Raw genomic sequence first — 13078 nt, forward strand, 5'->3', positions numbered from 1 at the left:
GCCAGCGGGAATCCGGCGGCTGCGACGGGGGCGAGTGTTCGTGGGGGCATGTGCTGCATGAGCTTTCGGCGTGAGCGACCTGGCCGGTACCGTCGGGCGCAGGACAATCCGTGCCGGTACCGACTTCGCACGGCGCGGGCGCTGTGAGTGAGCGTCGGCCAGCGAACCATCAGCACAGCGTCCCCTCGCGTACGACGGAGCCGAGCGCCTGCGAGATAGAAGTCGTGAGCGGACAGGTCCGAACCACAAGGGAATCCGTTCGTCTGCGTTCGCTGGTGTGGACGGTGTTCGTGCCCGTGGTGCTCTACGGCATCGGATCCGGTGCGGCCGCACCGATGTACGCGTTGCGCGCATTGGATCTGGGTGCGTCGGCCGGTGTCGCCGGAATCGTCGTCGCGCTGAGCGGGTTGGGGATGGTGCTGGCCGATCTGCCCGCGGGGCGGATCGTGGCGCGCATCGGGGAACGCTGGGCGATCGCCGTCGGATCGGCCCTCGGTTTGGTCGGGGTGCTGTGCGCGATCTTCGCACCGCATACCGGGTTGCTGGCGGTTGGTGTGCTGCTCAATGGAACCGCCAGTGCGGTATGGGGTTTGGCGCGACAGTCCTACATCGTGGCCGTTGTGCCACTGGACGAGCGGGGCCGTGCGTTCTCGGCCTTGGCCGGTGCCTCGCGCCTCGGATCGTTCTGCGGACCGTTCGTAGGGGCCGCGATGGTGTACGCCATGGGGCCGAGCGGTGCGCTGTGGTTGCAGTTCGGCACGACCGTCGCATCGGGCGCGGCGATGCTCGCCATCCGTTCGGCCGACGCCGACGATACGGATGCCGCCGATCACACCCTGCGTTCAGTGGTCGTCGAAAACCGCAGGGTGCTGGGCACACTCGGTCTGGCGGCACTGCTGATGGGTGGTGCCAGGGCGACCCGCACCGCACTGCTCCCGCTGTGGGCCGCGCATATCGGCGTGAGTGCCGCCGCCACGAGCCTGATATTCGGCATCGCCGGCGCAATGGACGTGCTGCTGTCCTACCCGGGCGGCATCCTGCTCGATCGCTACGGCAGTCGCGCCACCGGCGTGCCGTCGATGTTGCTGTTCGCGGTGGGCTTCGCGGCGCTTCCGTTCACCTCGACGGCGCTCGAACTCACCGGTGCCGCAGTACTGCTCGGGCTCGCCAATGGTGTGAGCAATGGCATCATCATGACGGTCGGCGCAGGCGCCGCTCCGCCGGGGCAACGTGCGGAATTCCTCGGTGCCTGGCGTCTGACCCATGACATCGGCATGTTCGCCGGTCCCATTGCCGTCGGCTTGATCAGTGCCGCGACAGTTCTCGGTGCCTCGGCACTCGCCATCGCCGCGGCGGTTTTCGCAGGCGCAATCGCCATGCACCGCTGGTTCCCCGGTGCCTATCCCGCCCTGTTCGCAGACGCACGCCGTCCCGAAACCCAGCCAACCGACTGAGCGCTCGGTCCACTTATGGCGCAGACCTGGTGTGTGCCGCGCATAGGTTGCTCCTTGTGTGAGGTGCTCGTTGGGTATGTGCGGTCATGTCAGGATGCTGGCTGGTGGTCAGGACGCTGGTCGCGCTCGGCCCATGGGTGGTGCAGACCTGGTGTGTGCCGCGTATGGGGCGCACCTTCTGCGCGGTGTATGCGAGGGCCTGCATCGGTGCGCTGGCGCTGGGTACTTCAGAGCGCTGGTGGGGTTCGGCCGAGGTAGGCGAGGAGCCGGTCGCCGGGGGCCGTGGTCGGCGGTTCGATCGGCGGACCGAAGAGGGGCCATCGGCCTGCGATCGGGACGAGTTCCGGTGCCACCGCCAGTAATTCGCGGGCGAGGCGCTCCGGGATCGGCGGGGCGCCGCGATCGGCGGCGACGAGATCCCAAGCGTGGACCGTCAATTCGAGAGCACCGACGGTCCCGAGCACCCGGGCGGGCACCGGCCTCCCGAAGACGACCACCGACCCGGGGTGCTCATTCGCCCAGTCACCGAGCAGGGCCACGGCTCGACTTCGAATATGCGGCGTCCCCGCACAATTCGGTAGCGGTGCACCCGGCGTGAGCCGAACCTGCCCACCCGCCAAACCTTCCCGCAACGCGGCAATCGACTCGTCCACATGCGCGAGCAGCATGCGCGTATTCCAGCCCCGGCACGGCGTGGGCGCGGACAGATCGGAACCGATGCCGGGCAGTACCGACAGCAGATACGCGACCGCCCGCTCGAGCAGGTCGTCGCTCATGGCAGTGCGGGCTCGGGCGACGTATTCGCCGCCAACGACGTGGGCAGTCCGAACGCCGCGAACATCGAGCTGTCGTGATAGGAGACCACATGCGCGACCCCTGTCGGGGTCACCGTCAGGATCTGCAGTGATTGCGCCCGACCGCGCAGGTAGAACGCGAATCCGTGCTGACCGTTCGCGGCGATCGGCACCATCCGGACCTCGCCCGCGCTATACGGACACTTCGCCCGAACGAGCTCGATGATCGTGGTATTGCCGCGGAACCACTCCTCGATCGGCGGCATCTCCCACACCGCATCCGACCGCAACAGCGTAACGAGCGTATCCATATCGGCGGCTTCGAATGCGGCGGCATAGCGGTCCAGCAGCGCGCGGATTTCGGGGTCGTTCGGCTCGGCCACGGGCGTGTCCGGCTCCAGTTCCGCGAGCGCCGCATGTGCGCGCTGCAGCATGCTGTTGACCGCGGCAACGCTGGCCTCGATCAGCTCGGCGACCTCGGCGGCCTTCCAGTGCAACACATCTCGCAGTATCAACACCGCACGCTGACGCGGCGGCAGATGCTGCCAGGCGGCGATCAATGCCAGCCGCATACCGTCGCGCGCCGCGACTATGGCGGCCGGATCCGACGTCTCGGGGGTGACGAGCACATCCGGCATCGGTTGCAGCCAAGGAATCTCGGGCGCGAAGTTCACCGGGCGCGTGGGATCCGCGGTGGGCTCGGATAATCCGGTGGGCAGCACGCGGCGTCGCTGCTCGAGCGCATTGAGACACGCATTGGTGGCGATCCGGTACAGCCAGGTACGCATCGAAGCCCGCCCCTCGAAATCGCCATATCCGCGCCAGGCCCGCAGCAGCGTTTCCTGCACCAGATCCTCGGCATCGTCGACCGAACCCAGCATCCGGTAGCAGTGGGCGAGCAGTTCGCGCCGATACGGCGCGGTACGGGCGGCGAATTCGTCGCTGTCGGTCATATGCAGTCCTTCCGGGTGCCCCGAATGGTGTCCCTCTGAAATATCGACCGCCGTGCCACCCAGAACTCATCGGTGCGATGAGTTTCGGGCGGTGGTCGGTCGGTATTTGTGCGTGCCCGAACCATCTGGCACGCCGAAACCAAAGGAAGGATCACCGTGAGCACACCAATCGTTTCGGCGGTGACACAGCGCTGGGTGCTGATACTCGGCGCGGTCGCGTCGCTGATGGCGGCACTGGACACCCTGGTCGTCGCCACCGCACTCAGTACCATCCGGCACGACCTCGGGGCGTCGCTGCAGACGCTCGAATGGACCGTCAACGGATATAACCTCAGCTTTGCAGTCTTGCTGATGACCGCGGCGGTGCTCGGCGACCGCTTCGGGCGCAAACGGATGTTCATAGTCGGGCTCGGCATCTTCGTCGCAGCGTCTGCGGCCTGCGCGATATCGACCACCGTCGCGACCCTCATCGCCGCCCGCGTGGTGCAGGGCATCGGCGCGGCATTGATCATGAGCCTGGCATTGGCGCTGGTCAGCGTGGCGTTCCCACCGGAGAAGCGCGGGATGGCCATGGGGCTGTTGCAGGGCATCACCGGTCTCGCCGTGGCGTGTGGTCCGCTGGTCGGCGGGGCCGTCGCGGAGGGGTTGTCCTGGCAATGGATCTTCTGGCTGAACGTGCCGATCGGGCTGATCGCTCTGCCACTGGTGGTGGCCCGTGTTCCGGAGGGCTTCGGCCCCGACACCGCGATGGACGGCACAGGATTGGCACTGGTCACCGGCGGCGCATTCGGTGTGGTGTGGGGTTTGGTGCGGGGCAATATCGCGGGCTGGTCGAGTTCGGAGGTGCTGATCGCGCTGGTCGGCGGGATCGCATTGCTGATCGCCTTCGCGGTCTGGGAAACGCGCACACGCGAGCCGATGTTCCCGATGCGGCTCTTCGTGAATCGCGGTTTCGCGGCGAGAAATACCGCCATATTCCTCACCTTCGCCGCCCTGTTCGGTGAGGTGTTCTTCTACGCGCAGTTCCTGCAGGCGGTCCTGCACTTCGGTCCACTCGGTGCCGGATTGCGGCTGCTGCCATGGACCCTCACGCTGTTCTTCTGCGCGCCGGTCGCCGGTGCGCTGGCCGACCGGATCGGGGAGCGGCCCCTGATGGTGAGCGGGCTGGCCCTGATGGCGGGCGGCATGCTCTGGATCGCCGCCATCGCCGACCCGGCGATGACATACGGCTCCCTCGTCGTTCCGTTCGTCGTCTCCGGCGTCGGCACGTCGATGGTGCTGCCGTCGGCACAGAGTTCGGTGGTCGGCGCGGTCGAACACGCGATGCTCGGCAAGGCGGCCGGTGCCAACAGCATGATGCGCGAGCTGGGCGGGGTTTTCGGAATTGCCATCGCGGCAGCGGTTTTCGCCGCAACCGGTGGATACAGTTCAGTGGATGAATTCACCGAAGGATTCGGCCCGGCGATCAAGGTAGGTGCGGCACTCGCCCTGATGGGCGCGGTGGTCGCACTAGCGCTGCCCGGGCGCAGGGCGGGCATGGCAGTCGACCTCGAGGAGGCGACAGTATCCGTCTGACCCGTCAATCCTGGTGGGGCGAAATGCTTTCCAGCCATGGGTGATCGGGGTGCACCCGCGACAGCCATTCGAACAGCCGGGACCTTTGGGATCGGTCCATCATGGGTAGCGCACGACGGAAGTCGGTTTCGTCCTTGTCGCGGCGTGCCTTTGCCTTGAACAGGAGTGCGACCTCGGGGGTCGCGTACGGGATGCCCTCGCTGGTGTGGCGAATCAGATCTTCGTAGGACAGGGTGATCGATGGGTCGCGGCGGCACGCCCATCGATCACCGACGTGCGGTTCGCGAAAAACGTCGAGCCGATAGCGCCCGGTCTCGGGTTCGCGAAGCCAAGTCTGATGGAAGTCCGCCGACTTGGCCGGAAACGGCCAGATCCGATCGTCACCGACAACGTCCCACTCGAACTCAGGGAAAGCGGCGACAACCTCGCTGAATCTGCCTTGCGGGACACCGATTTCGAGGTCGCTGTGTTCCCGAGCCCCGCCGCCGGTGAACAGATCCAGCGCCCACCCCGCTGTCACGCACCACGGAACCGTGACATCCGACAACCGCTCCGCGACTTCAGCAGGCGTCCATGCCGCCCACAGCCTTTCGCATTCCGCCGCCGAAACCGCACGTCCGGCCACCTCGGGTGATCCTGCCGGATCGGAGATGGGCATCGGGACGCTCCTTCCAGGCGTATGCGCCGACGAAGGATTCAGCGTACGCGGGTGCCGAGCAGATGACGTACGCCGCCGACGAACAGTTGCAGACCGAAGTCGAAACGTGCCGTCGCATCCGGGGTTTCGTTCAGCGGTGAGGCGTCCTCGGTCAGCGCACCGGCCGAATCCATCTGCATTCTGGACTGTTCGTCCACGGTTTGTCCGAGCACGTAGTACAGCAGTGTGTACGCCGCGAGTTCCGCTTCCGGCCGCGGCATCCCGCCTCGGATCGCGGCGCCCACGAGCCGTTCCCGGCCCTTGCTCGTGGTGAGTCGGGAGGCATAGGTCGCCGAGACCAATTCGGCGCCGTCGCGATAGGCGAGCAGGCAGCCGCGCAACCGATGCGCCAATTCGGTGATCTGGCCCGACCAGTCCTCGGCCTCGATCGGATCCTCCATCGGGGCCAGGATCCGGTCGGCGACCGCGCCGAGCAGTGCCTGCTTATTGGGGAAGTGCCAGTACAGCGCACCGGGCTGGACCTGGAGTGATCCGGCGAGCCTGCGCATGGTCAGGTCGGCGAGACCGTACTGGTCGAGAATGGCGATGGCGCCGTCGACCACGTCCGCGCGGTGCAGCTGCACGCTGTTTCCTTCCCCGAGGTGCTTTGACTCACTTGTTACCGCTACCCTAGCCTGAACACCGTTCAAGTTGCACGGCCACCTCGGCCGGACGAAGGGATTCGTGCAGTGACCCAGGCACCCGTCCAAACCGACATTCTGGCGACCGCCCGCGAGCAGGTGCTCGAGCGCGGCGAAGGCCTGACGCAGGAGCAGACCCTCGAGGTGCTCCGGCTCGGCGACGACCGGCTGGAGGAACTGCTCGCACTCGCACACGACGTGCGCATGAAGTGGTGCGGTCCCGAGGTCGAGGTCGAGGGCATCATCAGCCTCAAGACCGGCGGCTGCCCCGAGGACTGCCACTTCTGCTCGCAGTCGGGCCTGTTCCAGTCGCCGGTGCGCGCCGCCTGGCTCGATATCCCCAGCCTGGTCGAAGCCGCCAAGCAGACCGCCAAGACCGGCGCCACCGAGTTCTGCATCGTCGCCGCCGTGCGCGGTCCGGACGAGCGACTGATGGCGCAGGTCGCCGCCGGTGTCGAGGCCATCCGCAACGAGGTCGACATCCAGGTCGCGTGTTCGCTCGGCATGCTCACCCAGGAGCAGGTCGACCAGCTCGCCGCCATGGGCGTGCACCGCTACAACCACAACCTGGAGACCTCCCGTTCGCACTTCCCGAACGTCGTCACCACGCACACCTGGGAAGAGCGCTGGGACACCCTGCGCATGGTGCGCGAGGCCGGTATGGAGGTCTGCTGCGGCGGCATCCTCGGCATGGGCGAAACCCTGGAGCAGCGTGCGGAATTCGCGGCGAACCTGGCCGAGCTCGAGCCGGACGAGGTGCCGCTGAACTTCCTCAACCCCCGTCCGGGCACCCCGTTCGGCGACCTCGAGGTGCTGCCCGCCGCCGACGCACTGCGTGCCGTCGCCGCATTCCGGCTCGCGCTGCCGCGCACCATCCTGCGCTTCGCGGGCGGTCGCGAGATCACCCTCGGCGACCTCGGCGCCAAGCAGGGCATCCTCGGCGGTATCAACGCTGTGATCGTCGGCAACTACCTGACCACCCTCGGCCGGCCCGCCGAAGCGGACCTGGACTTGCTCGGTGAGCTGAAGATGCCGATCAAGGCGCTCAACGAAACACTCTGAATCGGTCACGAAAGAGGCTGGCGCCGTGAGTACTGTCATGGATATGGACGAGCGCTACAACCCGTTCACCGGCAAACGCATCGTGCCGGGGCTCGACGATCCGGTCCCGGCCGCCGCGGCACTGGGACTGGAGCCGCCGCGCTTCTGCGAGCAGTGCGGCCGGCGCATGATTGTGCAGGTCAGCCCGGACGGCTGGTGGGCGAAGTGCTCGCGGCACGGTGTGCTGGATTCGAAGAATCTGGAACACCGCTAGTGGTGGCCGAATACGGTGAGGTCGTCACCGCGCCGTCCGGATCGGACCGAATGGTGGGCGTGCGGCGTGAGCTGCGGGCGTCCGCGCTGATCGCGGTCGGGGTGGTGCTGCTCAGCGTGCTCGGCGGTGTGGTGTGGGCCTTTGTGGCGCCCACCGAGCAGTATCTGGTGGTCAAGGCGCGCGCCGGTGCGGTACCGGCCAAGGGCGCGGCCCTGACCGGGGAGAGTGTGCACCAGTTCGACGCCCTGGCGATTTTCGTCTGTATCGGCGCGGTCCTCGGTGTGCTGACGGCGATCGGCGCATGGCGTTGGCGTCGCGCGCGCGGACCACTGCTGCAACTGGGGCTGCTGATCGGTTCCGGCGCAGGCGCTTACGTGATGTCGAAGGTCGGCGAGCAGATCATGCAGTGGCAGCATCCGATGCCGTACGACCCCGCGGTCGGCCAGATCGTGCGGCTGCCGGTGGAGGTCGGCAGTTGGCTGGCGCTGATCGTGCAACCGCTGCTCGCCTCGCTGATCGTGCTGTTCCTCGCGGCGCTCAGTCCGACAGAGGATCTCGGCACCGGCTTCAGCGGACCGCTCGGCGATTCGCGGCCATACTTCACTGCGGCAAGCGGATTCGCGAGCGTCGACAATGCCGATTCGTATCGTGGTGCGAACGGCGGGCCGGTGCCCTACGGTTTGCCGTATGGCGGCTTCGGACCGCCCGGTTCGGATCGCGCGCGCTGACGTTATCCGAACCGTTGCCCACGCGGCGGCACAGACGTACCAGAACGGCCTAGAATTGTGGGACACGCTGTGCGTTCAGAGAGGAACGGATCGTGGCGTTCGTTGGTAGCGGGCCGGTGGTCGAAGAACTCGACGCGAAATTCTGGCGGGTCGTCGAGCCGCTCGTCTATCACGGTGCCACACAGGAATTCGTCATCCCAGCGGGCTTCCGCACCGACTTCGCGTCGGTGCCACGGGCATTGGTCTGGCTGGTACCCCGCTACGGCGCCTACACCCGCGCCGCCATCCTGCACGACTATTTGCGGAGCTCGCACGAGGTGAGCACCGCCGACGCGGACGGCCTGTTCCGCCGCTGCCTGCACGAGTTCAAGGTGTCGATACCGCGTCGGTGGATGATGTGGGCCGCAGTGCGTTTGGGCAGCGGACTGCGCGGAGCCACACTCGGCGATATCGCACGCTTTCTGCTCGTCGCAATCCCCTCGATCCTGTTCCTGGCGATCCCGGTCGTCGCGGTGCAGGTATTCCTGTGGCTGTTCTGGTTGGTGGAGTTGGTGTTCTGGGCTGTAGCGCGCGTCGGACAGCGCACCGCGGCCCCACCACCACAACCCCAGATGAAGACCGCCTGACCGTCCGGTCCGGAACTCTCTTTCAACAGTTCAACCTGCGTATTCGCATGTGCTGATCGAGGCCCGCGCTCGCGATCCGTCTTAATCTCATTGCACGCCAGGGGGTGTCGCTCCCGCTATCGGAAAGTGCAGGAGGACAGATGGAACCGCGTCTGCGACCGTCGCCGAGAACCGTTTTCGCACAACAATTCGCCGCGCTGTTCGCGGCCGCGGGCAACCCGACGTTGCGTCGCGTGGCGACCGCAGCGGAGGCGCGGATGCGGGCGGCACGCGCGCCCGGACAGCAGGGCGGCGCCTCGGTCCAGCGCATCAGCGACTGGAAGTCCGGGCGCAATGTCCCCGCGCGATTCGAATCCTTGCTGCCCGTCCTGCTCACACTGATAGCCGAGGCGCGCAAGTCCAGTAAGCCGGTGCCGCCCGCATTGCTGGATGTGCAGGAATGGCAACGGTTGTGGGCGGCATCGAATGCCTGGGATCCGGCGTCCGAGGCGACCGAATGCCCGTACCTCGGGTTGACCTCCTACCGGCGCGCCGATGCTGAGTTGTTTTTCGGCCGCTCCCGGCCGACCGCGGAATTGGCCGAATTGGTCCGTGCGACAGTGGGTCCCGAGGGCGACGGCGGAATCGTCATGCTGGTCGGCGCATCCGGGGCGGGCAAATCGTCACTGCTGGCAGCGGGTCTACTTCCGGCGCTCGCCGATCCGGTCGACGACTGGGCGGTCGCGACCATGACGCCGGGTACCGCACCCGTTGCGGCGCTGTTGGCTGCGGTCCGGGTAGTTTCCGAATGCCCGGACGCATCCGCACCGACGGAGGATGCTGGACGACCAGGCATTACTCCAGTCGAGGCTGTGCCCGTCGACAGCCGACCGGGGTCCGCAGTATCCGAGAATGCCGACAGCGCTTCGGAATCCGTCGCCGCCGCGCTTACCGAATGGGGTGCGGACCGCCATCGGCTACTGATCGTCGACCAGTTCGAAGAACTGTTCACTCTGTGCCGCAACGAAAACGAGCGCGCGCTCTTCCTCTCGACCTTGGAACACCTCGCGATCCGCGGCGAACGCGAACCGACCGCCGTCGTAATCGCCGTCCGCGCCGACTTCTACGCCCGCTGCCTCGACGTCCCCGTCCTGGAGGACGCACTCAAACACCGCAGCTACCTCCTCGGCCCGATGCGCCTGGACGAACTCGCCGAAGCCATCACCCGTCCCGCCGAATTGGCCGGCTACAAACTGGAATCCGGTCTGGAAGAACTCGTCATAAGCGAACTGTGCGGACTCGGTGGCGACCGACGCGCCTATGACCCGGGTGCGCTTCCGCTGGTATCGCATGTGATGGCGGCCGTCTGGCAACGTCGCGACGGCACCCGTCTCACCATCGACGGCTATCGCGCAGCGGGCGGAGTCATCGGCTCGGTCGCCGCGACCGCCGAAAAGGCCTGGGGCGAACTGACCGATTTCCAACAGAGCATCGGCAAACAAGTCCTCCTCGGCCTGGTATCCGTCGGCGACGACTCCCGCGACACTCGCCGCAAAGTTACCCGCGCCGAACTGATTCACCAGACGGTCGAGGCCGCCGAGGCCGCCCTGGAAGTGTTGGCCCGCACCAGATTGATCACATTGGATGCTGAATCCGCCTACTTGACACACGAAATCGTCCTTGATGCCTGGCCCCGCCTACGCACTTGGATCGATGAGGACCGCGTCGGCTACCTGGAACGCCAACGGTTGCAATCGGATGCGTCGGATTGGGCTACCAACGGCCGCGACTCCGCCCTGCTCTATCGCGGCGCACGGTTGATCACCATGCAGGAGCATGCCTACAAGGGCGCGATCGGCGCGGTCGCCGAAGAATTCCTCGCCGCGTCGGCGGCGGCGCGGCGACGAACGCAGCGGCGATCGTCGGCGAGAATGGCGGCCCTGGCGCTGCTCGGGGTGATCGCGCTGGTGCTGGCCGGTGTGGCCTTCGTGCAGAGCGGTACGGCGAAAACCCAACGGGACAACGCGATTTTCACGGCAGTCCTCGCCGAATCGGACCGGCTGGAGACAACCGACCCGTCGCTTTCGGCGCAACTGGTGCTAGCGGCCGACCAGCTGCGACCCGGTGATCCCGAAGTGCGTGTACGCCTACTGAATACGCAGAACATGGCGTTGGCGAGTGCGTTGCCGGGGCACGAAGGGTTCGTCCACGCGCTGGTCGTTCGGCCGGACGGGCGGTTCATCGCCTCGGGCGGCTCCGACAAAACCATTCGGCTATGGGACATTTCCGATCGTCGCCATCCGAGGGGAGTCGGTCGACCACTGACCGGGAGTACTGCCTCGGTCTACGCCGTGGCGTTCAGCCCGGACGGCTCGCTGCTCGCCTCGGCATCTGGCGACAAAACGGTGCAACTGTGGGATGTGCGCGATCCGGCGTATCCCACCATGATCGGCACGCCGCTGCCCAGCGGCTATCCCAACGTGCTCGTCTTCGGCGCGGATGGCAAGACATTGGTAACCGCGAGCAAGGACCTGCCGATCATGTTCTGGGACATAGGTGATCCCACCCACCCCACTCCGATCGGCACACCGATCCCGAAACTGTCGTCGGATCCGCCGACCTTTGCGACGATCGGCCCGGATCTGCGGACCGCGGTCACGGTTGGGCTGAACGGGGAGACACTTCTGTGGCGTATTCCGGATCCGCATTCCACCGCGGTGTCCGTCAGACTGACGAGTGATGCCTTGTCGGCCGCATCGAGTCCCGAGTCCGCATTCACTCCGGACGCCGTGTCGGCCGCAATCAGTCCAGACGGAGCGGTCGTCGCGGTCGCGGGTCGAGAAGCTATCCATCTTTGGGATGTTCGTGACCCGGTGACACCGCGGGCGATCGGACAGCCACTGAAGATCGGCCCTCCCTCGGTGGGTACGCCGATCGCCTTCAGCCCGGATGGTCGGACAGTGGTCGCAGTCTCCGATCGCGGAACGGCCACCGCATGGAATATCGCCGATCCGGATCACCCGGCCACGGTAGGAGGACGGCTGGCGGGCACCAAAGGGGCGGTGACCACAATTTGCTTCGCCCCCGACGGACAGACGGTGGTGACCGGGGGTCAAGACGGCGCAGTTCGGGTGTGGTCGATGCCGCGGATCGGTTCAGGCGATAACCTGACCCGCGCATACGAACCGATCATCGATGCGAGCGGGACGAGGATGGTGGTCCGTTCGGGCGACCGCGCGGTCGAGGTGTGGCAGATCAGTGACCCGAACACGCCGCGCCGTCTCGGCAGGCTCGAGCTGCCGCTCTCGGGTGCCACCAATATGGCGATGACATCGGACGGCCGCCTGCTGGTGGTCGGTGGTGAGCGGTATCTTGGTGCGCTGATTGATATTGCCGATCCCACCGCCATGCGCGTGCTCACTGAATTGCCGGCCGAGACAGGGCAACTCAGCGCCGTCAGGTTCAGTCCGGATTCACGGCTGCTCGTGACGGCCGGGCTCACCGGGTCGTCCGGAACAACACCCAACGATGTCATTCGAGTCTGGGACGTGTCTGATCCGACACGTCCGAGGGCAGTCGGTGAGCCGATATCCACTGCGCACGACTACCCCTTCGATGTGCGGTTCAGCCCGGACGGTCGTCTATTGGCAGTGGCGCGCATGCAGGAATCGGTCAGCATGTGGGATATCGCGAACCCGGCCGCCCCGAAGCGGCTCGGGCACGTCGCGGCCGGTCAGGCCCAGTCGGGGATTACCCTCGCATTCACGCCGGACGGACGCACTCTGGTGACCTCCGGTGATGATCTGCGAATACGCGTCTGGGACGTCCAGAATCCGAGCGAGCCGGTCGCGATCGACGCTCCACTGATCGGTCACACCGCCTTGATCGGCTCGATGTCCTTCAGCCCCGACGGCCGCCTGCTGGCATCGGGTGGACTCGATGCGGTTCAACTGTGGGACTTTACGAACCCCCGCAAACCCGAGCCGATCAAGCACCCTGTCACGGCGGCCGCATCGTCGACCTTCTGGATCGCCGCATTCCACCCCGGCGGTGAGTACCTGGTCGGGGCAGGCTCGGGCGGAATCCGGGTGTGGGATTTGGATCCACAGCACAGCATTGCGCGCATCTGCGATGCCACGACACCGAGGTTGAGTTCCGAGGTGTGGAAGGACCATCTGCCAGGGCTCCCGTATCGGCCGCCGTGCGAATAGTTCAGGCTTCGGAGGCTTTGTTCTCACCGAAAATCGGTGGCCGCATGTGCGGTCGGGTGGATACCGTTGGCGCGCACGTTGAGCTGCGAATGGGAAGGAGGTGGC

11 protein-coding genes are annotated in these 13078 nt (G+C 66.4%); 7 read left to right on the forward strand and 4 right to left on the reverse strand.

Annotated elements, in window-relative coordinates:
* Positions 1–224 precede the first annotated feature (224 nt).
* Positions 225–1454, forward strand: a complete 1230-nt coding sequence (locus tag ON44_RS11095) for an MFS transporter (RefSeq protein ID WP_051181877.1) — start codon at positions 225–227, stop codon at positions 1452–1454.
* Positions 1455–1681: 227 nt separating this feature from the next.
* Here the strand turns inward: ON44_RS11095 and ON44_RS11100 are convergent, their stop codons facing one another.
* Positions 1682–2230, reverse strand: coding sequence for a maleylpyruvate isomerase family mycothiol-dependent enzyme (locus ON44_RS11100; RefSeq protein ID WP_040688737.1), 549 nt, complete (start codon positions 2228–2230; stop codon positions 1682–1684).
* On the reverse strand, positions 2227–3201 hold the full coding sequence (locus tag ON44_RS11105; protein ID WP_040688738.1) for a sigma-70 family RNA polymerase sigma factor: 975 nt from the start codon (positions 3199–3201) through the stop codon (positions 2227–2229). The genes ON44_RS11100 and ON44_RS11105 overlap by 4 nt, the downstream gene beginning before the upstream one ends.
* A 156-nt stretch (positions 3202–3357) precedes the next feature.
* On the opposite strand from ON44_RS11105, the gene ON44_RS11110 reads away from it, so the two are divergent.
* Positions 3358–4776 (forward strand): MFS transporter, encoded by a 1419-nt coding sequence (locus tag ON44_RS11110; protein WP_040688850.1) that lies wholly within the window; start codon positions 3358–3360, stop codon positions 4774–4776.
* Between the two features lie 4 nt (positions 4777–4780).
* Here the strand turns inward: ON44_RS11110 and ON44_RS11115 are convergent, their stop codons facing one another.
* Together ON44_RS11115 and ON44_RS11120 are read right to left on the reverse strand one after the other, a co-directional pair.
* Entirely contained in the window at positions 4781–5434 is a 654-nt protein-coding gene (locus ON44_RS11115; protein ID WP_040688740.1) for a nucleotidyltransferase domain-containing protein, read from the reverse strand.
* A 38-nt stretch (positions 5435–5472) separates the two neighbouring features.
* Entirely contained in the window at positions 5473–6057 is a 585-nt protein-coding gene (locus tag ON44_RS11120) for a TetR/AcrR family transcriptional regulator C-terminal domain-containing protein (protein WP_040688744.1), read from the reverse strand.
* A 105-nt stretch (positions 6058–6162) separates the two neighbouring features.
* Here ON44_RS11120 and bioB point away from each other — a divergent pair, with 105 nt between their 5' ends.
* From bioB to ON44_RS11145, 5 genes are all read left to right on the forward strand, one after another.
* Positions 6163–7176: a biotin synthase BioB gene (bioB, locus tag ON44_RS11125; RefSeq protein ID WP_040688747.1), complete on the forward strand. Its 1014-nt coding sequence runs from the start codon at positions 6163–6165 to the stop codon at positions 7174–7176.
* Positions 7177–7213: 37 nt separating this feature from the next.
* Positions 7214–7429: a biotin synthase auxiliary protein BsaP gene (gene bsaP / locus ON44_RS11130; RefSeq protein ID WP_174415049.1), complete on the forward strand. Its 216-nt coding sequence runs from the start codon at positions 7214–7216 to the stop codon at positions 7427–7429.
* Between the two features lie 2 nt (positions 7430–7431).
* Positions 7432–8157, forward strand: a complete 726-nt coding sequence (locus ON44_RS11135) for a DUF2567 domain-containing protein (RefSeq protein ID WP_245567101.1) — start codon at positions 7432–7434, stop codon at positions 8155–8157.
* Positions 8158–8249: 92 nt separating this feature from the next.
* Complete coding sequence (locus tag ON44_RS11140; RefSeq protein ID WP_040688749.1) at positions 8250–8783, forward strand: DUF1353 domain-containing protein; 534 nt, start codon at positions 8250–8252, stop codon at positions 8781–8783.
* Between the two features lie 140 nt (positions 8784–8923).
* Positions 8924–12973 (forward strand): WD40 repeat domain-containing protein, encoded by a 4050-nt coding sequence (locus ON44_RS11145; protein ID WP_040688751.1) that lies wholly within the window; start codon positions 8924–8926, stop codon positions 12971–12973.
* Positions 12974–13078: the final 105 nt, after the last annotated feature.

The sequence above is a fragment of the Nocardia vinacea NBRC 16497 genome, from assembly GCF_000308835.1.
Classification (GTDB): domain Bacteria; phylum Actinomycetota; class Actinomycetes; order Mycobacteriales; family Mycobacteriaceae; genus Nocardia; species Nocardia vinacea.